Source organism: Asticcacaulis sp. EMRT-3 (genome assembly GCF_030027245.1).
Lineage (GTDB): Bacteria > Pseudomonadota > Alphaproteobacteria > Caulobacterales > Caulobacteraceae > Asticcacaulis.
Window position 1 is genome coordinate 2,058,317 of the sequence record NZ_JASERT010000001.1, and the last position, 20,700, is coordinate 2,079,016.

General features: G+C 60.7%; 23 protein-coding genes. 10 read left to right on the top strand and 13 right to left on the bottom strand.

The features are described from left to right. Positions 1-37 precede the first annotated feature (37 nt). The 3 genes from QB905_RS09900 to QB905_RS09910 all read left to right on the top strand — a co-directional run bounded on the left by QB905_RS09900 (position 38) and on the right by QB905_RS09910 (position 1,538). A complete protein-coding gene (locus QB905_RS09900; RefSeq protein WP_282974805.1) occupies positions 38-346 on the top strand; it encodes a 4a-hydroxytetrahydrobiopterin dehydratase in 309 nt (102 codons plus the stop codon). A gap of 131 nt (positions 347-477) precedes the next feature. After that, positions 478-1,173: a response regulator transcription factor gene (locus tag QB905_RS09905; protein WP_282974808.1), complete on the top strand. Its 696-nt coding sequence runs from the start codon at positions 478-480 to the stop codon at positions 1,171-1,173. Positions 1,174-1,355: 182 nt separating this feature from the next. Further along, positions 1,356-1,538, top strand: coding sequence for a DUF1328 domain-containing protein (locus QB905_RS09910; protein ID WP_282974811.1), 183 nt, complete (start codon positions 1,356-1,358; stop codon positions 1,536-1,538). 77 nt (positions 1,539-1,615) lie between these two features. Here the strand turns inward: QB905_RS09910 and QB905_RS09915 are convergent, their stop codons facing one another. The 5 genes from QB905_RS09915 to QB905_RS09935 all read right to left on the bottom strand — a co-directional run bounded on the left by QB905_RS09915 (position 1,616) and on the right by QB905_RS09935 (position 4,870). Then, on the bottom strand, positions 1,616-2,368 hold the full coding sequence (locus tag QB905_RS09915) for a sensor histidine kinase (RefSeq protein WP_282974812.1): 753 nt from the start codon (positions 2,366-2,368) through the stop codon (positions 1,616-1,618). 242 nt (positions 2,369-2,610) lie between these two features. Further along, the gene (locus tag QB905_RS09920) at positions 2,611-2,958 is read right to left on the bottom strand and encodes a hypothetical protein (protein ID WP_282974813.1); all 348 of its coding nucleotides are present in this window, start codon (positions 2,956-2,958) and stop codon (positions 2,611-2,613) included. 8 nt (positions 2,959-2,966) lie between these two features. Further along, positions 2,967-3,176, bottom strand: a complete 210-nt coding sequence (locus QB905_RS09925) for a hypothetical protein (RefSeq protein ID WP_282974816.1) — start codon at positions 3,174-3,176, stop codon at positions 2,967-2,969. A 56-nt stretch (positions 3,177-3,232) separates the two neighbouring features. Continuing rightward, positions 3,233-3,379: a hypothetical protein gene (locus QB905_RS09930; protein WP_282974818.1), complete on the bottom strand. Its 147-nt coding sequence runs from the start codon at positions 3,377-3,379 to the stop codon at positions 3,233-3,235. A 186-nt stretch (positions 3,380-3,565) separates the two neighbouring features. Beyond that, positions 3,566-4,870 (bottom strand): OmpP1/FadL family transporter, encoded by a 1,305-nt coding sequence (locus QB905_RS09935; protein WP_282974820.1) that lies wholly within the window; start codon positions 4,868-4,870, stop codon positions 3,566-3,568. A gap of 198 nt (positions 4,871-5,068) precedes the next feature. Between QB905_RS09935 and QB905_RS09940 the strand changes: the two genes are divergently transcribed. Together QB905_RS09940 and QB905_RS09945 are read left to right on the top strand one after the other, a co-directional pair. Beyond that, a complete protein-coding gene (locus QB905_RS09940) occupies positions 5,069-5,422 on the top strand; it encodes a DUF2147 domain-containing protein (RefSeq protein WP_282974822.1) in 354 nt (117 codons plus the stop codon). An 81-nt stretch (positions 5,423-5,503) separates the two neighbouring features. Then, on the top strand, positions 5,504-6,064 hold the full coding sequence (locus tag QB905_RS09945; RefSeq protein WP_349252565.1) for a lipocalin family protein: 561 nt from the start codon (positions 5,504-5,506) through the stop codon (positions 6,062-6,064). A gap of 337 nt (positions 6,065-6,401) precedes the next feature. On the opposite strand, the gene urtE is transcribed toward QB905_RS09945, so the two are convergent. From urtE to QB905_RS09975, 6 genes are all read right to left on the bottom strand, one after another. Then, positions 6,402-7,118: an urea ABC transporter ATP-binding subunit UrtE gene (gene urtE / locus QB905_RS09950; protein ID WP_282974823.1), complete on the bottom strand. Its 717-nt coding sequence runs from the start codon at positions 7,116-7,118 to the stop codon at positions 6,402-6,404. Further along, on the bottom strand, positions 7,115-7,861 hold the full coding sequence (gene urtD / locus QB905_RS09955) for an urea ABC transporter ATP-binding protein UrtD (protein ID WP_282974824.1): 747 nt from the start codon (positions 7,859-7,861) through the stop codon (positions 7,115-7,117). Before urtD ends, urtE begins: the two co-directional genes overlap by 4 nt. Beyond that, entirely contained in the window at positions 7,858-8,901 is a 1,044-nt protein-coding gene (gene urtC / locus QB905_RS09960; protein WP_282974826.1) for an urea ABC transporter permease subunit UrtC, read from the bottom strand. Before urtC ends, urtD begins: the two co-directional genes overlap by 4 nt. A gap of 10 nt (positions 8,902-8,911) precedes the next feature. Then, positions 8,912-9,805 (bottom strand): urea ABC transporter permease subunit UrtB, encoded by an 894-nt coding sequence (gene urtB / locus QB905_RS09965; protein WP_282974828.1) that lies wholly within the window; start codon positions 9,803-9,805, stop codon positions 8,912-8,914. Positions 9,806-10,126: 321 nt separating this feature from the next. Continuing rightward, positions 10,127-11,368, bottom strand: a complete 1,242-nt coding sequence (gene urtA, locus QB905_RS09970) for an urea ABC transporter substrate-binding protein (protein ID WP_282974829.1) — start codon at positions 11,366-11,368, stop codon at positions 10,127-10,129. Positions 11,369-11,478: 110 nt separating this feature from the next. Further along, the gene (locus QB905_RS09975; RefSeq protein WP_282974831.1) at positions 11,479-12,189 is read right to left on the bottom strand and encodes a TorF family putative porin; all 711 of its coding nucleotides are present in this window, start codon (positions 12,187-12,189) and stop codon (positions 11,479-11,481) included. Between the two features lie 286 nt (positions 12,190-12,475). Between QB905_RS09975 and QB905_RS09980 the strand changes: the two genes are divergently transcribed. Together QB905_RS09980 and QB905_RS09985 are read left to right on the top strand one after the other, a co-directional pair. After that, positions 12,476-15,661 carry a hybrid sensor histidine kinase/response regulator gene (locus QB905_RS09980; protein ID WP_282974833.1) on the top strand — a complete coding sequence of 1,062 codons (3,186 nt, stop codon included), beginning with the start codon at positions 12,476-12,478 and terminating at the stop codon, positions 15,659-15,661. Then, entirely contained in the window at positions 15,658-16,569 is a 912-nt protein-coding gene (locus QB905_RS09985) for a DNA-binding response regulator (RefSeq protein WP_282974834.1), read from the top strand. The genes QB905_RS09980 and QB905_RS09985 overlap by 4 nt, the downstream gene beginning before the upstream one ends. Positions 16,570-16,793: 224 nt before the next feature. Here the strand turns inward: QB905_RS09985 and QB905_RS09990 are convergent, their stop codons facing one another. Next, the gene (locus QB905_RS09990) at positions 16,794-17,819 is read right to left on the bottom strand and encodes an alpha/beta fold hydrolase (protein ID WP_282974835.1); all 1,026 of its coding nucleotides are present in this window, start codon (positions 17,817-17,819) and stop codon (positions 16,794-16,796) included. A 199-nt stretch (positions 17,820-18,018) separates the two neighbouring features. Between QB905_RS09990 and QB905_RS09995 the strand changes: the two genes are divergently transcribed. Further along, a complete protein-coding gene (locus QB905_RS09995; protein WP_282974837.1) occupies positions 18,019-18,540 on the top strand; it encodes a hypothetical protein in 522 nt (173 codons plus the stop codon). Positions 18,541-18,550: 10 nt separating this feature from the next. Continuing rightward, the gene (gene mutM, locus QB905_RS10000) at positions 18,551-19,408 is read left to right on the top strand and encodes a bifunctional DNA-formamidopyrimidine glycosylase/DNA-(apurinic or apyrimidinic site) lyase (protein ID WP_282974839.1); all 858 of its coding nucleotides are present in this window, start codon (positions 18,551-18,553) and stop codon (positions 19,406-19,408) included. Positions 19,409-19,429: 21 nt separating this feature from the next. Here mutM and QB905_RS10005 read toward each other — a convergent pair whose 3' ends face one another. Next, positions 19,430-19,987, bottom strand: coding sequence for a TlpA family protein disulfide reductase (locus tag QB905_RS10005; protein WP_282974841.1), 558 nt, complete (start codon positions 19,985-19,987; stop codon positions 19,430-19,432). Positions 19,988-20,225: 238 nt separating this feature from the next. Between QB905_RS10005 and rpsT the strand changes: the two genes are divergently transcribed. Then, positions 20,226-20,495 (top strand): 30S ribosomal protein S20, encoded by a 270-nt coding sequence (gene rpsT, locus QB905_RS10010; protein ID WP_282974843.1) that lies wholly within the window; start codon positions 20,226-20,228, stop codon positions 20,493-20,495. The last annotated feature ends 205 nt before the right edge of the window (positions 20,496-20,700 follow it).

Below are 20,700 nucleotides of genomic sequence, written 5' to 3' on the forward strand. Positions count from 1 at the left end.
TAAAAGGGTCTATAGAGGTGCGGAAGGAGTATGCGCCATGCCCGGATGGCTAAGCCCGCAAGAGGTCGATGCCCTGATCGCGTCGCTTGACGGCTGGCAACTGGAAGCCGAGGGTAAGGCGCTGCGCCGTGAGCTGACCTTTGCCGATTTTCGCACAGCCTGGGCTTTTATTCAGCTTGTGGCGACCGAGGCTGACCGCATGGATCACCATCCCGACTGGTCGAACAGCTATAACCGCGTCTCGATCCGCCTGACCTCGCATGATGCGGGCGGATTGACGGCGCGCGATGAATCCCTGGCCCGCTTCATCGACCGGACGCTGCGGGAACAGGCTTCTGTCGTTTAAGTTTTTTTGCGTTTTCAAGGCGTTTGACTACCGCATTTTATTTTTATTTTTCTGCCCCTAAATCCTATCCATCCCCAGCGGTTACGCATGGGTCATATCAGCCTCCGCTTTTATTAGTTACGGAACCTGCGATGCTCGAAAAGAAAAACACGATTCTGATTGTGGATGATGAAGAAGAAATCCGCAAAATGCTGAGCATTTTTCTCGACGCCGCCGATTTCAAAGTGTGCGAATGCGATTCAGGCAAACAGGCCCTGCGTATGAGCGCCTCGGTGCGTCCCGATCTGATCTTGCTCGATCTCGGCCTGCCCGACATCGACGGCAAGGACGTGATCACCAAGATCCGCGAATGGTCGAATGTGCCGATCGTGGTGCTGACGGCGCGCGCCGAGGATATGGACGCCGCCCCGGCGCTCAATGCCGGTGCCGATGATTACGTCACCAAGCCGTTTTCCGCCGAAGTGCTGCTGGCGCGCATCAATGCCAATTTGCGCAAATCGGCGGTCAAGGAGGTCGGCGATCCTGAAATCGTGCATGGCCCGATCCGCATGGATCTGGTGCGCCACGAAGTCTTTATCGACGATGAAAAGGTCGGCTTCACGCCCAAGGAATACGATCTTTTGCGTTTCTTCCTGGTCAATCGCGGCCGGATGCTGACCCACAAGCAAATCCTCAAAGAGGTCTGGGGCCCGGCCCACCTCGAAGACACGCAATATTTGCGCGTCTATATCGGCCAGGTGCGCGACAAGCTGGAAAGCCGCGAAGGTCTGGGCAAGTCGATCGTATCGGAATCGGGTATCGGCTACCGCATGGATCTGGTGATGTAACACAGGTCGCAAGGTTAATTTAGCTGCAACCTTGTCGTTTATTCTTTTCTTACGCCATAGGTTGCCGCAGGCTTTGTATCCTTACCGGCATTTTCCTAATCTTAGCAAGAGTCCGCTGCTCAAACGGGGGACGACCATGAGTGACCCCGCCCGCTGTGGCGTATGGGCTTTAGGAGAATACCATGCTCAACTGGATTATCACCTTTTTTGTACTGGCGGTTATTGCAGCCTTTTTCGGCTTTACCGGACTGGCAGGCACGTTTGCTGAAATCGCCAAGTTCATCGCCGTCATCTTCGTCGTGCTGTTCATCGCCAGCCTGGTGTACCGTATGATCACCGGACGCAGCGCCAATCCACCGGTGTGACGCAGCGTTTGCCGCAATAAAAAAGCCGCCCTTCTGGAAAACCCAGACGGGCGGCTTTTTTATGGATTGGTGTGGGGCTACAGCTTTTTCTGATCGGGATAGAAGAGGGTGAAGATGGCTCCGCCGTCCGGGTGGTTGGCCACCTCGATGCGCCCGCCGAGCAGGCGCATGATCGACTGGCAGATGGTCAGGCCGAGCCCTGTGCCGGCATTTTGCTGATCGGTTTTTTGCAGGCGCATATATTTATCGAACACGGCCACCTGCTGGCTGTCGGGAATGCCGTCGCCGTGGTCTCGGATGCGCACAAAGCCTTCGCCATTGGCCACGCCGTACTGCACCTCGATCACGGGCGATTCGGTGACGCGCCCCTCCCGGCGACCGCCGAATTTGAAGGCATTGTGCAGCACCAGACCGATGGCACGCGAACCGAGCATCGGATCAGTGGTCAGCTCATCGCGGGCGGCGGTGGCCGTGATGCGGATTTCGCCTTTGGTTTTGAGCGGCCCCATGCGCGCCAGGGCGTCCTGAATCATCTGGCCCAGACGCGCCGCCTCGAAGCGGGGCTTAACGGAATCGGCCTCGAACTTGGCCATGTCGAGAATATTGGTGATGAAATAGTCGAGCCGGAAGGCCTCGGTCAGGGCCGATGAAATCAGCGATTTGCGCTTTTCCTCGCTCAGGCGGTCATACAGCATGGTCATGACTTCCAGCGAGCCGATAATCGTGGCCAGCGGCGTTTTCAGATCGTGCGACACCGACGACAGCATCTGCCTGTGCAGGTACTCACGGATTTCGTCGTGGGTTGGCGAGGACAGATCATCGGGAGTCATGAAGCTATATTACCAGTCACGCTATATGAAGGAAACCTGCTGTGCCTTCAGTTGTCTCTAAATGCAAACAGATGCCCTGAAAAAGTGATCACAAAAGAGGAGAATTTCTAAAAGACGTAAACGAAAAAAGAAAGAGGGAACAAGAGCGCGGCCCTTGCTCCCTTCACGCTGTCATAAGCCATACGGTCGGAGGAGGGCCGTAGCGCTGTAACAGGTCAGGTGAGGTGTGCGTTTCGTTTTTATCAATAGGCCGCGCGCGACGAGCTGCTGGCGTTTTGCTGCTTTTGCTTATTGACCGCCGCCTTGATGTCAGCCGAGGTTTCCGAAACCGCCGAGGAGGCCGCAGCCCCCGTTTTCGATACGGCGCTGGAAGCGGCTTCGCCCGCCGTGGAATAGGCTGAGGAATCGGTCAGGTCAGCCGTCGCACTCGATACAGCAGGCGGGATGGCGTCGATGGCCTTGCCGATCTGCTGACCGGCGGTGGGCCGGTTATGGGCGTTATAGAGCCAGACACCCGCCACGACCACGATGACCAGCAGGATGATGATGAGCAGGGTTTTTGCGAATGAGCCGCCGCCGGTCTGTGCCATGATGTGCCTCAATCGTTCCAGTGATCGGCCATCTGGACATAGACGCCCAGTTCATAGGCCAGGTCTTCACGCTCTTCCTCGGCATCGAACAGCACGGGCGGCAGATCGTCCTCGAAATATTCGCCGTCGATACTGACCTGACGAATAGGCGCTTCGCCGCGCGGCGCGTGTTTTGGGCCGGAGATAATCTGTGGGAAAGGAATGATCTGGGCTTGCATGGACGCATATCCTCTAAAGCTGGCTGCACGGTTTTCATCCCGGCGCGATCACCGGATTACATTTCGGGATCAGATACGGGCGGGATTTCCGACGGCAGTTCGGGGTTTTCCGCGGGCTCAGGTGACGGATTGTTTTCGGGCTCAGGCGCGGGCACGCCGTCGGGCGTTTCAGACGGACTGGCCATGATGTGCGGATCGGTCATAAACGGAACTCCTGACAGGGCGGGTTTGCCTGATCAGGTGTAGGCCAAAAGCTGCAAAGGCTCAGTGCCTAAGGCCGGGAGTGGCGGTAAGCGCGCGGTAAAAGAAAAACCGTTACGCGGGGTTATGCGCGTAACGGCTGAAGGTGGGAATCGCGGTTTCAGTCAGGCAGATCAGAATCAGGCGGATCAGAAGCTGTAATGGCCGCCCAGCATGAAGACGGTGGCCTTGGCATCATTGACCGCGCCATTGATGAGGATCGGCGTCTGGGCCGCCGTTCCGGCATAGGCGGCGGTGGTATAGTCGAGCTGGGTTTTCTTGAAGCCGACATAGGTGAAGGCGGCGTCGATGGCGAAGGCGGGCGTCATCTGCCAGGTGGTGCCGATGGCATAGTCGATGCGGTCAGAATCGGGCACGCGCGCATCGCGGTGGCCATCGCGCGTCGGGGTCGGGTCGGTCTGCACGCCGGCGCGTACCGTCCACTTCGGGTCGATCACATAGTCGAAACCCACGGCCACGCTGGTGGTGTCGCGGTAATCTTCGGGAATGGCCTGATTAAACGGCGCGCCCAGGGTGATGGCGTCGAACTTGCTCCAGCCGAAATTCGTCACCTGACCATGCAGGGCCAGCCTGTCCGTGGCCTGATAGGACAGGCCCGCCGTCAGTTGCGACGGCGTCGAGAAATCGGCGGTCACGCCGTCCTGCGTCATATTGGAGGCGGCCAGCGGCCCCAGCAGGCCCGATATATTCACCGTGCCTTTGAGATTATGCTTGATGGCCGACTTGTAACTCAGGCCCGCCACCAGCTTGCCGGAATGGGCCTGGGCACCCACCGACCAGCCGGTGTCCCAGCCATCGCCTTCCAGCACCTGATCGCCATCGGGCAGGGCAGGCGACAGGTTGGGCAGCTTGTTGCCGAGCGTGGCCTTGGTATATTCGGCATTGATCCCGACGCCGACATTCAGCCAGTTATTGAGCTTGAAGGCTATGGTCGGCTGGATGTCCACCGTGGTCAGGCGGGTTTTCTCGGCATTGTAACGCGCCCAGCTATCCCCGGTATAGTGTGTCTCGAAACTATAGGGGGCATTGACGGTCAGCCCCACGGCGACGCGGTCATTGAGCGGCATCGAAAACGAAACATTGGGCAGGACGCCGTTGAGGATCGGGCCTTTCGCCGACGGATTGCCGCCCACCGAGGCCGGAGCCTGACCGGGCCGCACGATGACCGAACCCGTATCATTGACCGTGCCCTTGGGCGCGATATAGGCCGCGCCGAACGACAATTGTTTCGTCGTGGTGCCGGCAATCGAGGCCGGGTTCCACCACAGGGCGTCAGGCCCTTGCGCCGTGGCCGCGCCGGAAAAGGCGCTGCCCGCCTGCCGGGCGGACAGGTCTTGCAGATAAAAACCGGCGGCCTGGGCCGCACCGGTCATGAGGGCGCTGCATCCCAGGCCAAGGGCCAGAGCCGAAGCGGCGGTCTTGATGGCAGTCATCGGAAGTCTCCTGAAGCGCAATCTACCTGTTGGATATTTCAGTGCCGTTGTGAAAGCTCGGCCTGCACGAATGATCCCACACTTGACGAAAGCGTCAAGTTTTAACTGACGCTAACGTCAAGATTTCGAAATTATTTTACGTTTTCGTCAACGTCAGTTACTCTGCGGCCACACCAGGTCTGTGAGGAGACGACGAATATGCTGCCCAAAACGGTTTTCGCGGCCGCCGCCCTTCTGCTATGGGCCGGGCCGGCCCTGGCCGCTCAGCCCATTGAGGGCAACTGGAAAACGCTGAAAGGCGATACGGCGCGCATCGCGCCCTGCGGCGACAGCTTCTGCATCACGCTGATGGACGGCAAATATGCCGGCAAGCAGATCGGCATCCTGAAAGGTCAGGGCGGCCTCTATACCGGTCAGGTCACCGATCCCGAGGCTGACAAGACCTATGAGGGTTCGGCCACTGTCACCGGCAATGCCTTGAAATTGCAGGGATGCGTCATGAAAATATTTTGCAAATCGCAGGTCTGGACGCGCGAACAGGCCCCCGGCTAGACCCGGTCACGGCAAGGCTCCCGCATTGTATTCTTACGCCGCCTGAGCCATGCCTGAATGTCAGATTTCGGGAGATAGTCCATGAAGCTTCATCCTCTTGTCCTGCCGCTGGCCGCCGGAGTCGCTGTCGTGGCCGGAATGGCTTTTCTGGCAGGATGCGCCGACATGCCGGTCGGCAACCGCGCCGTGCCGCAACCGGCGCGCGATGTGGACATCAAGGCCTATGCCGGATTATGGTATGAGATCGGCCGTTACGAAAATCGTTTCGAGCGCGATTGCGAGGCCGTGACCGCCAGCTATAGCTTAAGCGATGACGGCAGGATCGACATTACCAATAGCTGCCGCTCAGGCGGGCTGGATGGCCGCGAAAAAGTGGCGCACGGCAAGGCGAAGGTGGTGCCGGACAGCGGCAATGCCAAGCTGAAAGTCTCGTTCTTCGGGCCGTTTTATGTCGGCAACTATTGGGTGCTGGATCATGCGCCTGACTATAGCTGGTCGATTGTCGGCGAACCTTCGGGCCGTTATCTGTGGATATTGAGCCGCGTGGCCCATCCCGATCCGGCGACGCGCGCCATGATCGATACGCGCGTCCGCCAGCTCGGCTATGACCAGAGCCTGATCCGGCCCACCTTGCAGCCCTAGAGCAACGAGCGTTTCATTTGACTTACAAATTGAATGCGAGATGCGGAAAAACGTAAAATGTAGAGCGGGTTGCATTCCTTTAACCGATTCAATCAGAATGCAGACCGCTCTAGAGCAACGAGCATTTAATTTGACTTACAAATTGAATGCGAGATGCGGAAAAACGTAAAATCTAGAGCGGGTTGCATGCCTTTGACCGATTCAATCAGAATGCAAACCGCTCCAGGCTGAATATCGATCCGTCCGAGAGCGCTTACCCAAAAAGTGGTTCCCCTTTTTGGGTAAGAAAGAGCGAAAAAAACTTAGAGCGTCAATCCGATTTCAGAAGATCGGCGTTTTAGACATGAACGAGATGCGCCACGGTGTCGGCGCTGTCGTCGGCGGTCTTGCCCTCCTTGACGATGCGCCCGCGCTGCATGACGAAATAGCGGTCGGCGAACGACCAGGCGAAATCGAGATTCTGCTCAACAATCAGGATGGCGACATTCAGTTCGGTGCGCACACGCCGCAAAGACTCCTCGATCTGCTGGACGATATTGGGCTGGATGCCCTCCGCCGGTTCATCGAGCAACAGGAGCGACGGCTGACCGGCCAGGGCGCGGCCAATCGCCAGTTGCTGTTGTTCGCCGCCGCTCAACACGCCCGCCTTGCGGTGGGCGATCTGGGCCAGTTTCGGAAACAGGTCAAAGACGTATTCGGGCACTTTTTTCGGGCCGGTAAAGCCCTTGCGGCTGAGGGCCGACAGACCGACCTCCAGATTTTCGGTCACGCTGAGATGCGGAAAAATATGACGGCCCTGCGGCACGAAGCCGATCCCGGCGCGCGATCTTTCATGCGCCTTCATGGCCGTGACATCATGGCCGCGAATATAAATATTGCCATCCAGCACGGGCAACTGGCCCATGATCGTCTTCATCAGGGTCGTCTTGCCGACGCCATTGCGGCCCAGCACGGCCACCGCATCGCCTGGGCGAATATCAAAGGCCACGTCCCACAGCACCTGACCCTTGCCATAGGCGGCCCCCACCATGCGCAGATTGACGAGATCGGTCATTTGGCTCTCCCCAGATAGATGGCCGCCACCTCTTCATCGGCGCGGATTTGATCGAGCGTGCCTTCGCGCAGCAGCTTGCCCTGATGCAGCACCACCACATGGCCATTGAGCTGCGACACGAAATCAATGTCATGGTCGATGACCAGAACGGCATGGCGGCCCACCAGTTTCTTGACGATCTCGGCGGTCAGGGTGCTTTCCGCCGCCCCCATGCCCGCCGTCGGTTCATCGAGCAGCAGAAGCTCGGCTTCGGTGGCCACCACCATGCCGATTTCCAGCCATTGCTTTTCGCCGTGCGACAGCTCGCCCGCCAGAGCTTCGCGCCGTTCGGTGAGGCCGACCGTTTCCAGAATTTCTTCGGCGCGCGCGCGGGCCTGCGCCTCGCCGGAACGGCCGAAACTTTTCCACCAGCGCCGGTCGCGCGTGGCGGCGATCAGCAGGTTATCGAAGACGCTGAGCGCCACCAGCACGCCTGGCGTCTGGAACTTGCGGCAGATACCGCGCCCGACAATGCGATGTTCCGGCTCGCGCTCAATGGCCTCGCCATGAAACAGCACCCGGCCCGACGTGGGGCGCACCCGGCCGATCACCGCGTCGCACATGGTCGATTTGCCCGCGCCATTGGGGCCGATCACTACGGTCATACTGCCTTTTTCGATGGTCAGGCTGAGATTGTCGATAGCCTTGAAGCCGTCGAAATCGACCGTGATATTTTCCAGTTGCAGCAAGGGGGCGGTGGTCATGACCTCACCTCCCCCTTGCGGCCCTCGAAAGCGGCAAACATGCCGGCTATGCCCTTGGGCATCACGGTGACGGCGATGATGAACAAAAGTCCGAGCAGATAGAGCCAGACATCGGGCAGGGCCGTCGAAATGGTATCCTTGGCGAAATTGACCAGAAGCGTGCCGATAATGGCGCCCGCCAGACTGTTGCGCCCGCCGATGGCCACCCAGATCACCATTTCGATCGACGGCACCACACCGATCAGGGCGGGCGAGATCACGCCGGAATGGAGCGTGAAAAGCGCGCCCGACACGCCGGTCAGCAGCGCCGCCACGGTAAAGGCCACCACCTTATAGGGCATGGGGTCGTAGCCTAAAAAGCGGATGCGGTTGGCCCCGTCGCGCGCGGCGCGCAACAGCTTGCCAAAGCGCGAGGCCAGCAGCCACCTCACGCCGAGATAGGCCGCCACCACGAGGCCGAGCGTCAGCCAGTAGAGCGCCAGTATGGTGGCGTGGGCGTTGAGATCGAAGCCGAACAGGGTGTGGTAATCGGTCAGGCCGTTAAAGCCGCCGGTCGTGCCCTGCTGGCTGATCACCAGGGTCGAAAAACCGAGCGCCAGGGCCTGGGTGATCAGGGCGAAATAGACGCCGCCGATGCGCCTGCGGAACATCGCCCACGAAAACAGGGCGGCCACGGCGGCGGGGATGATAAAGACGCCCGCCACCGCCACGAACGGATTGCGAAACGGCGCCCACCACGCGGGCAGGTGGCTGACGCCCGACCACATCATGAAGTCCGGCATGTCGCCGGGAGCCAGATCGGCCAGCTTCAGGTTCATGGCCAGCACATAGCCGCCGAGGCCAAAGAAGATGCCCTGCCCCAGACTGAGGACGCCGCCTTCGCCCCACAGCAAAGACAGGCCGATGGCGGTCAGGGACAGGGCCAGAAAGCGCGCCGTCAGGTTCAGCTCATAGCTGGGCAGCCACCACGGGGCGGAGATGGCCAGCATGACGGCCAGAACGCCAAAAACCGCGAAGAATGGAAATTTTTTCAACGACATATGACGCGCCTCACTCGGTATCTAATGCGCGGGAGCGAACCGCAATAACGCCCTGAGGCCGGAACTGGAGGAAGATGATGACGAACAGAAGCGTCAGAACCTGCGCCATGCTGACATCGACGAAGATCTGGGCCAGGGCCATGAACAGGCCGATCATGATGGCGGCAATCGTGGTGCCGATAAGGCTGCCCAGCCCGCCCAGAACGACAACCAGAAAGGCCGTCACAATATAGCTCTGGCCGACATTGGGCGTGACCGGCCCCAACAGGGCCAGCATGACGCCGCCGACGCCTGCCACTGCCGCCCCCAGCGCGAAGATAAAGGCATCGACCTGACGGACATTGACCCCCATCGCCGAGGCCGTGGCGCGATCCTGATTGACGGCGCGCACCAGAAGCCCCACACGCGTCGAGCGCAGAAACATGGCCAGTCCGCCCAGAACCAGCACGGCGGCGGCCATGATGAACAGGCGCGTCAGTGGAAATTGCAGCGAGCCCAGACTGACGGCCCCGTCGAGCCAGGCAGGCGCGGTGACCGAAACACCGGTCGCGCCGAATATATTGCGCGCCGCCTGTTGCAGGATCAGGCTCACCCCCCAGGTGGCCAGCAATGTATCGAGCGGGCGGGCCGTCAGCTTGCTGACCAGCGTCACCTCCAGAAAACCGCCCAGCAGGCCCGTGCCGAGAAAGGCCACCACGACGGCGGCGAAAATGCCCAACGGCCCCGGAATAAAGTGGATGGTCAGATAGGCGAGGTAGCTGCCCACCATCAGGATTTCGCCGTGCGCCATATTGATGACGCGCATCAGGCCAAAGCTGAGCGCAAGGCCGAGCGCCGCCAATATGTACAAAGAGGCGACGCTGAAGCCGTTAAAGACCTGACCCGTTAGAAAGGTGATGTCCATGAGGGTGTGAAATCCGGTTCAAAAAAATACGCTTGTGGCGAACGGCCCGCCCGTTCCGCCAGCGCCGTGGATCAGGCGATGACGGAACGGACAGACGCCCCCCATTTGGTATCAGGGGCTCGGGAAGGCCCCTTGCTATCTCTCCCCTCCCCTCTCCCCACATGTGGGGAGAGGACGGGAGCTGAGCCTTGGCGAAGGCGACCGGGTGAGGGGCATTCCTGATGCCTGACCAAACCCCTCATCCGGCCTCCACTGTTCCGGCCACCGTCTTCTCTTAAACAAGGAGAAGGGAAGATGTCGGTGATGCAGGAATCATGGCCCCTAGTTGATCGTGCAGGTCTTGCCGGGGAAGGCCAGCGGATCATAGGGGTTGGGGTCAATCGGGCCTTTCGAACTCCACAGGATCTTGAACTGGCCCTTGGCGTCGGCCTGACCGATATAGCCGGTCTGGACGAGGCTGTTATTGGCGATGAACTTGACGTCGCCAATCGGGGTGGGGATCGCGTCGAGCGTCACGGCGGCGGCGCGCACCTTGGCCGGATCGAAGCTGCCCGCTTTTTCGACGGCGGCCTTCCAGATATAGACATCGAGATAGCCGTGGGCCATCGGATCGGTGGTCACAGCATCCGCGCCGAACTTGGCCTTATAGGCGGCCACGAACTTGGCGTTTTCGGGATTATCGAGCGACTGGAAGTAGTTCCAGCCGGCATAGCTGCCCTGAACCAGCGACGGCCCCATCGCCTGAGCCTCCTGTTCGCCGATCGAGAAGCTCATCACCGGCATCACCTTGGGGCTCAGGCCCGCCGCCGTGAGCTGCTTGAAGAAGGCGACATTGGAATCGCCGTTCAGCGTGTTGAAGATGACATCGGGATGGGCGGCGCGGATCTTGGCGATCACGCCGGAGAAGTCGGTGCCGCCGAGCGGTTGATATTCCTCGCCGCTCAAGGTCAGTTTGTCGGCCTCGATATGCTTTTTGAGGATCAGATTGGCGGTTCTGGGGAAGACATAGTCGGAGCCGACGAGGAAGAAGGATTTATAACCCTTTTCCTTGGCCCAGTCATAGGCGGGCAGGATCTGCTGATTGGGTTGGGCGCCCGAATACATGATGTTGGGCGAACATTCATTGCCCTCGAACTGCACCGGATACCACAGCAGATTCTTGTCCTTTTCAAAGACGGGCAGCATGGCCTTGCGGCTCGATGAGGTCCAGCCGCCGAAGACGGTGACCACATGGTCGCCCTCGATCAGCTTGGCGGCCTTCTGGGCGAAGATGGCCGGATCGGATGCGCCGTCCTCGACCACGGCGGTGATCTGCTTGCCCATCACACCGCCCGACGCATTGATCTCATCAATGGCCATCTGGGTTGAGTTTTTGACGGTCACTTCGCTGATCGCCATCGTGCCCGACAGGGATTGCAGGATGCCGACCTTGACGGGGCCGTTGGCGTCGGCGCTGGCCGAAGCGGCAGGCGCGTCAGAGGCGGGCTTGTTGCAACCCGAAACCAGTACCGTGCCCGCCATCATAAGGGCCAGGGCCGATACCCCAAGGGATTTATGTAACATGTTGATCTCCGTTATGTTGTGCGGGCCGTTTTAAGCCGCGCCACGGGCCGTTTCCGGCAAAGGGTATGGCGCGCCCGCAGGCCCCGCCATGTGTCATTTGACGTATGGGCTCAGAAGCCGGCGCTGGCCGACAGGATCACGGCACCGCCCGCGCGGTTCTTGCCTTTGGAATTGAGGGAGGTCTTGTTGGTATCGACGTAATTGGCGCCGAAGGTGACCTTCTTATAGGTATAGAAGGCGCCCAGTTCCCAGTTCTGCTTATTGTCCCAGTTGATGCCGTCTTCGTGGCCGATCAGCGCCTTGATGGTCAGGGGGATGTGCGGCAGGGTGTAGGCGGCGGTGCCATATTCATAGGTGCTGTCGCCGACCTTATAGTCATCATGCACGACGCCTAAGCCCAGATTGAACGGCCCGACCGGCGCGCCAATCGAGGCGGCATACTGGTTGAAGCTCAGCGTATTGGCGTCCTGAAAATCGATGCGCAGATAGCTGGCCTTCCAGTCGGCCACGCCCAGCTTGCCGCCGACACCGGCATAGAGATCGGTTTCATTAGCCCCGGCGCCGGCCTGCGTATCAAGGCTCGACCCCCAGATACCGGCAAACACTTTAAAGCCGGTCGTGACCGGCACGTCGAGTTCCAGACTGCCCTGAATCACCGGCTGGTTGTCGCTGACCGATGCGCCGCGCAGGCGATAATCGCTGGCGAAGGTGACGCCACCGCTTAAAGTCGGCCCCGATGTGGTTTCGGCGCTGGCCGCGCCAGCCATCGCCAGAAGCGCCAACGTGCTGACAAGGCCCCCGGCCAGAAGATAGTTTTTCATCACTTTTTTTCTCCGCATGTGCAACCCAACCCCTCCGGTTGGCTGGGCTTTAGTGTGCAGTGCGAAATGAATGACGCTATGGGGTGTTTGACGTAGGCGGATGCAGGGCGGCCTCAATCCGACCGGCAATACGTCAAATGACGCATCCGGACGTTTTTGCGGTCATGGACGAAGCGATAACTTGCCGCTAAGGTATGAAATAGCTTCAATAATACAGGCGGACACCGCACCCGGAGATGATGATCATGGCCCTGCACATCCGCGTTACCGGCTTGCGCCCCGATTCATGCGGCAGAGGCTTATCTGGCATTCGCGGATGCGGGAGGCCGGGGTGACGGGCGAAGAGGCTATTTCCACACGCCGCCAGAGGATTGTCCGCACGCGGCGCACCTATAATCAGTGGGTCGCCAACGAAACCCTCGAAGACTATGCTCTGCGCTACACAGCCGAAAAGGCGCGCAACCGCAGCACCCGTTATGTCGCCAATGCGGCCTTAGGCTCCATCGCCTTTCTGGCCTGCGAAGCCATTGGCGCCACGGTGACGCTCAATTACGGCTTTGGCAATTTCGCCGCCGCCCTGGCGCTGGTGGCGGCGATCTTCCTGCTGTGCGGCCTGCCCATCTGCTATTATGGCGCGCGCTACGGCGTTGATATGGATCTGCTGACGCGCGGCGCAGGTTTTGGCTATCTCGGCTCCACCCTCACCTCGTCGGTCTATGCCTCCTTCACCTTCATCCTGTTTTCCATCGAAGGCGCGATTCTGGCGGGGGCGCTCAAGCTATGCCTCGGCCTGCCGCTGTGGCTTGGCTATATCATCGCCGCCGTCATTGTTTTGCCGATTGCCGCCTATGGCTTCCGGCGCATTGGCCGCCTGCAAAACTGGACCCAGCCGGTCTGGCTGATCCTGCAATGCGCACCGCTGATCTATCTGGCCCTGCATGGCCGCGAAACCCTGGCGCTGTGGGTGGGGCATAACGGCCTGCACGATCAGGCCGCCGGTCAGGCCACCGATATTGTCGGTTTCGGCGTCGCCGTGGCCGTTTTGCTGTCCTTCCTGCCGCAGATCGGCGAACAGGTTGATTATCTGCGCTTTCTGCCCACGATGGAAAAGGTCGGCAAGGGCCGCTGGTGGTCGGCCCTGTTGCTGACCGGGCCGGGCTGGATTCTGCCGGGCGGCGTCAAGATCGTGATCGGCTCGGTGCTGGCCGTCCTGATGATACACGCCGGTTTTGCCTTCGTCGATGCCGCCAACCCGACCATGCAGTATTTCGGCGTGTTCAAGGCCCTGTTCGGCAACCCGGTACTGGCCCTGCTGCTGACCGGCCTGTTCGTGGTCATTTGTCAGGTCAAGATCAATGTCACCAATGCCTATGCCGGTTCCATCGCCTCGTCGAACTTCTTTTCGCGCCTGACCCACCGCCATCCGGGGCGTGTGGTGTGGCTGATCTTCAACGTCATGGTGGCGCTGATGCTGATGGAGTTCGGCATCCAGAATGTGGTCGAACACATATTATCGCTCTACAGCAATTTCGCCGTGGCGTGGTTTGGCGCCGTCACCGCCGATCTGGTCATCAGCAAGCCGCTGGGTCTGTCGCCGCGCGGCATCGAATTCAAACGCGCCCATCTGTACGACGTCAACCCGGTCGGCATCGGGGCGATGGCCCTGTCGCTGGTCGCCTCGACCCTGTGCTTCACCCATGTGTTCGGGCCGGTGATCGCCGTGTTTTCACCGCTGATCGGGCTTGGCACCTCCTTCGTGGCCGCGCCGCTGATCGCCTGGGCCACCAAGGGCCGCTATTATCTGGCCCGCCAGCCCAGCGCGCCCGCAGGCAAGGCCAGCCTGATGTGCGTCGTCTGCGAAAACAGCTTCGAGCCCAACGACATGGCCCATTGCCCGGTCTATGCCGGGGCCATCTGTTCTTTGTGCTGCACGCTGGAAGCGCGCTGCCACGATGCCTGCAAACCGGGGGCGGGCGTGGTCGATCAGGCCGCCGGGCTTTTCAGGCGCTTCATTCCGGCCAAATTCGCCGAATCGACCTACGGGCTGCTGGCGCGCTTCGTGATGATGTTCACGGCCATGATCTGCATCATCGCCCTGATCCTGTTCCTGATCGAGCAACAGCCGGTGGGCATTGCCGACCGGGCCGCGCTCGGCAATCTGTTTCGCTATGTGTTTTTGTGCCTCGTCGCCGTCAGCGGTTTCGCGGCCTGGTATTTCGTGCTGGCGCAGGACAGCCGCCGCGCCGCCGAAGAGGAAACCGAGCGCCAGACGGCCATGCTCAATGAGGAGATCGAGGCCCACCGCCGCACCGACGAAGCCCTGCAACAGGCCAAGGAGGTGGCCGAAACCGCCAATCTGGCCAAGAGCCGCTACATTGTCGGGGTCAGCCACGAAATCCGCGCCCCGCTCAATGCCATTGCCGGTTACGCCCAGTTGCTGGAGCGCGATCCGGGCCTGCATCTCGATAATGCCGTGCGCGTCATCCGCCGCTCCAGCGCCCATCTGGTCCACCTGATCGAGGGGCTGGTCGATATTTCGCGCATCGAAAACCGCTCGATGCGGATCGAGCGCGCCGCCACGCCGCTTGCCGAATTGCTGGATCAGATCGCCGAAATGTTTCGCCTGCAAGCCACGGCCAAGGGCATCCGCTTCGTCTATGACCCCCTGCCCGCCATGCCGTCGCACGTCTTTACCGACGAGAAAAAACTGCGCCAGATCGTCATCAATCTGGTGTCGAACGCCATCAAATACACATCCGAGGGCGAGGTGCGGCTCAGCGTCCGCTGGCGTAATCCGGTGATGGAGATCGAGGTCACCGATACCGGCGTTGGCATCGCGCCCGCTGATCTGGCGCGCATTTTCGAGCCCTTCGAGCGCGTCGGCACGGTGCGCGAAGAGCCGGGTATCGGGTTGGGCCTGACCATCACCCGGATGCTGGCCGAGATCATGGGTGGCGACATCACCGTCCATAGCGAACCGGGCAAGGGCAGCCGGTTTTGCCTCAAAATGCTGTTTTCCGAGGCACCGTCGTCCGCGCGCAGCACTAAGTGCCGCATCACCGCCTATACCGGGCCGCGCCGCTCGGTGCTGGCCGCCGACGACGATCTGCAACAGCTTGACCTGCTGCGCAATCTGCTGGCACCGCTCGGTTTCGACTATCAGGGGGTCGGCGATGGCGAGGCCTGCCTGGCCGCCTGTGCGCATGCCCTGCCCGATCTGGTGATCCTCGACATCGCCATGCCCGGCATGGATGGCTGGGAAACGGCGCGCATTTTGCGCGCAACCTATGGCGACGACCTGACCATCCTGATGATTTCGGCCAATGCCCATGATTTCCAGCGCCCGCGCCGCGACGACGATCCGCACGATGATTACCTGACCAAGCCCTATGAACACGAGGCCCTGCTGGAACGGATCGGCACGCTGTTGGCGGTGGACTGGGCGCAGGCGGAGGCGGAGGCCACATCATGACGCATGGCCTTATCATGGTCGTCGATGACGATGGCGATTCGCTCGATATGCTGGTGTCAGCGCTGGGCGGTGCGGGCTATACCGCCGTGCCCGCCCGTGATGGCCATGAGGCGCTGGCCAAACTGGCTACCCTCATGCCCGATCTGGTGCTGCTCGATGCTTTGATGCCGGGGCTTGATGGTTTTGAAACCTGCCGCCGCATCAAGGCCGCGACGGAAACGCAGCATCTGCCCGTCGTCTTCATGACCGGCCTGACCCAAACCGAGCATGTGCTGGCCGGGCTGAAGGCGGGCGGCGTCGATTATGTCACCAAGCCGGTGGTCATTGATGAATTGCTGGCGCGCATCGCCATCCACCTGGCCAATGCCCGCGCCACACTGGGGGCGCGAAGCGCGCTCGATACGGCCGGGCGGCGGCTGATGGCCACAGGTGCTTCCGGCCAGATGCTGTGGCTGACGCCGCAAGCATCGGGCCTGCTGGCCGAATGGGCCAGCCTGCTGCCCGACGCCGACGCCATAGGTCAGGCGGCGGCACGGCTGATCGCCCAGTCCGGGGCCGCGCCTCTGATGGCCGAACAGCCCGCCTGCAAGATGAATGCGGGGGCGCGCGAGCTGGACATCACCCTGCTCGGTCAGGCCTCGACGCGCGAATATCTGTTCCGCCTCAGTGAAACCACGCCCGGCATGGAACAACGCGCCCTTCAGGACATGCTGGGCCTGACGCCGCGCGAGGCCGAGGTTCTGTTGTGGATTTCACGCGGCAAGACCAACCGCGACATCAGCGAAATCCTCAATATCAGCGCCCGCACGGTCAACAAGCATCTCGAACAGATCTTCGTCAAGCTGGGTGTCGAGAACCGCGCCGCCGCCGCCGGAATCGCTGCGCGTATCGCTTCGGTGCAAGGTTAGAGGGTTTCCCCAAAAAGTGAATCCGCTTTTTGGATAAGGAAGAGCGATAAAACAAAAACTTAGAGCAACGAGCGTTTAATTTGACTTACAAATTGAATGCGAGATGCGGAAAAATGTAAAATCTAGAGCGGTTTGCATGCCTTTGACCGATTCAATCAGAATGCAGACCGCTCTAGAGCGCAGGGCTTTCGATATATCCGAAAAACCGGAATCTTCCTCCGCCTTTACGCCAGCGAGGTCAGAAAATCCTGAAGCGCGAGACGCGCCTGGGTTTCGGTCAACAGGGGCGCATGGCCGACATGGCTGACATCTGCGCGGGTCAGATGATCCGACATGGCGGTCATGACAGCGATTTCGTCTTCGCCCAACAGATCGGACAGCTTGCCGTGGATCAGCAGCAGGGGCCGGGCGGCGGCCAGGCTGGCATAGCAGGGCATCAGATCATAATGATCAATCGCCACGGTCAGGCTTTTGAAAGCCGCCGTGATGCGCGGGTCATAGGCCAGATGCAGCAGGCCATCGCGGCCCTTGCGATAGGCGCGCCGCGCGAATTTCAGCCAGTCGGCCTCGGCAAATTTGGGATGGTGAGCGCCGTTTTGTTCGGCCATGACGGCGGCGGCTTCAGGCCATGTGCGCATCGCCACCTGCGGCTGATCGGCCAGTTCGGACAGGCGGGCCAGTCCTTTGGGGGCCAGCGCAGGCCCCACATCATTGAGCACCGCCGCCCTGATCAGATTGGCGCGCAGGGTGGACAAGACCATCGTCACCAGCCCGCCCATCGAATTGCCGATAAACACCGCCTGACCTATACCCAGCGCATCGCACAGGCTTAAGACATCGCGCGCATAGGCCCACAGATGGTAATGGCTGGCATCCGGGTCATTTTCCGACAGGCCGCGACCGCGAAAATCGGGCACGATCACCCGGCGCTCCATAGCGGCGATATAGGGGGCCACCTCGTCGAAATCGGCGCTGTTGCGCGTCATGCCGTGCAGACAGATCACCGGCAGGCGCACGCGCCCGGCCACGGCGGGATAGTCGCGCGCATAAAGCCGCAGGCCGTCCTCGCTCTGCCACCAGCGGTCGGCATAGGCGTCAGGCCGGCGCACCAGTAGCTGACGCGCATCGGGGCCGTCAGCCTCCGTTATGTCGGGAACGCCTTGGGAAGCCGGGAGGTTTTCGCCTGAGCTGCGCACGTCGAATCCGTGATAATTCCTGGTGTCGCCATCATTGGCGCAGGAGGTGAACATAATCCTAATGAATGGGTTTTGAGCCGCCCCTTGCCTTTTGGGCGCGCCGGGCGTAAAGGGCTTGCGCATCGGGCCTGTCGGGAAGGCCCTGCCCCGCGAAAGGCGTGCGCCATCCCGATCGACAGGACTGCCGATGACAATCTGCTCTTTTGTGGCCTTTCCGGGTTGGGGATGAGGCCTTTCGCAAAGGAGACTTCCCATGCCCGAACACGGCACCCCTTCCCTCGATTCTTACCGGCGCGACGCCGTGCGGCTGCTGAAGGCCATGCGCGGCGATGACGAACTGCGTCACGCCGAGGCCATGCAGCGTTTTGCGCGTCTGGCCAGCCGGCGCACACCCGACCGGATGCAGCTCAAGCACGCGCTGGCCGTCATCGCCACCGAAGCCGGTTATGACAACTGGACTTCGCTCAAGCTGGCCTGCGAAGGCGTCGATTTTTCCGACATCTTCGCCGCGCCCGGCCTGAAGGATTCGCTCAATGCCTGGTTTGCCGGTTATGACGAGGCGCGCACCCATCATCAACAGGCGGGCGGTGTCCTTCTGCCCTACCGCCATCAGGTTTTCGTCACCTCAATGGCCATCCTGCCGCGCCTCGGCTATGAACCGGACGATCCCGACTGGCGCGCCATCGGCTATGATTTTGTCAGGCCCGCCTCGACTGACGCCCATGCCCGCATCCGGGCGGCCCTGACCCGCCGCTTTGTGCAACGCCCGAACTAAAGGATAAGCCATGCCCGAACTGCCCGAAGTCGAAACCGTCAGGCGCGGGCTGGCCCCTGTTCTCGAAGGCGCGAAACTGTCGGATGTGCGGCTGTTTCGCGCCGGATTACGCTATCCGTTTCCGACCGATTTCGCCGAGCGGCTTAACGGGGCGTCTGTCGTGCGGCTGGAACGGCGGGCCAAGTATCTGCTGGCCTGGCTCGATACACAGGCCGTCTGGGTGACGCACCTCGGCATGACCGGGCGGTTTCGTGTCGATGAAACGCCGGTGTCCAATCCTTATTATCAGACAGCCCCCGACCAAAAGCATCTGCATGTGCAGCTTTTGGCCAGCAAGGATGGCCATACGGCGCGGATCGATTATTTCGACCCGCGCCGCTTTGGCTTCATGCTGTTGCTGTCGCCTGATGAACTCTATGCAAGCAAGTGGTTTCAGGGGCTGGGCGTCGAGCCCCTGTCCGATGATCTGACGCCCGCCTATCTGCTGGAACGCGCGCATGGCCGCGCTCTTAATCTCAAGGCGCTTTTGATGGCGCAGGGCCTGATCGCCGGACTTGGCAATATCTATGTCTGCGAAGCCCTGTGGCGGGCGCGCCTCAGCCCTGACCGGCTGGCCCGCGACCTGACGCCGGAACAGGCCGAGGGGCTGGTGGCCGCCATAGGTTCGGTTCTGACCGAGGCCGTGGCGGCGGGCGGCTCATCGATCAGCGATTTTGCCGCCGCATCGGGCGAGCTTGGTTATTTCCAGCATCATTTCTGCGTCTATGACCGCAAGGGCCAGCCCTGCCCGCGTCCTGACGGCGGGATCATCGAACGCAAGATTCATCAGGGCCGTTCGACGTTTTTTTGCGCGACGTGCCAGGTTTAGATCCACTTTTTGGGAAACGCTCTAAATCTGGCCCGAAGACAGATCGGGCGCGGGCGCGGCCAGCAGCGGCCCCACCGTGGCGGCAAAGCTGTCATAGTCAAAGGCCGCGGCCCTGGCATAGCGCAGCACACCTGAGCGATCGATGACGTAATTGCTCGGCACGGCGTCATCGATCGTGCCGTAATTGCCGTCGATGCGGGTGACGAGCGGAAACGACAACTGATCGGCCAGCGGCTGAAGCTCGGCATCCGGTACGGTATTGTCCACCGTGACGGCAAAGACCATCAGGTCATGGCGGGTGTGCGTCTTGTTATACTGGCGCACATAGGCATCGATCAGAGGCATCTCATGCTTGCAAGGCCCGCACCATGTCGCCCAGTAGTTGAGCACCACCACCTTGCCGCTCAGATCGGCCAGGGTCACGCGGCGATGATCGAAGGTATAAAGGGTAAAGGCCGGGGCCACCGCGCCGATGCGCGGACGGGCCTGCGCCACGACGGGCCACAGGCCAGGGGACGCAGCACCCAGGGCCAGCAGGCCGGTCATCACGGCGCGGCGATCAAATTGCGCTTTCGGCATGAATGTCTCCCCTTTGCCCGCTTTTATGCGCTATAAGGGCGGCCTGCAAGAGGCGGCGATAAGGCCCACCATCCACGCATGTGCATAAATATTCGCACGTTGCGACGAAAAGCGCCGGGCCGTGCATTGACCGGGGCTGGATCATCGGTTATATCCCGCCCCCTTGAAATTCACGTTTTCGTCCGTTTCTGACGGCACGAAGGCGTTTCCTTTTATACTCGTCAGTTTTAGGTGATGAATGGCCAATAATCCCGGCGCCCGCAAAGCGATCCGCAAGATCGCCCGCCGTACCGAAGTCAATACGGCGCGCCGCTCGCGCGTGCGTACCTTCATGCGCAAGTTTGAAGAAGCCCTGTCCGCCGGCGATGCCGCCGTGGCCAAGACGGCTTTCATCGAGGCGCAGTCCGAACTGATGCGCGCCGTGTCGAAGGGCGTGGTGCACAAGAATACCGGCGCGCGCAAGGTGTCGCGTCTGGCCGCTCGCCTCAAGAAGCTGAGCCTGGCCTGAAGCCTGTCTGAGCGGCAGGCCAAAGGCGTGTGAAAACCCACGCCCGGCGCTGCCACGAACGGCTTTATCTGCCTATCAACTATCATAACAAATCTCACGCACGCACCTGCGGGCGCGGGATTTGTTGCGTCTGTTATCGGCCCCTGTGGCGATAAAAAACTCTCACTTAAAATTGTCTTAATTTCTCTTTGCGGGCGAACGGCTT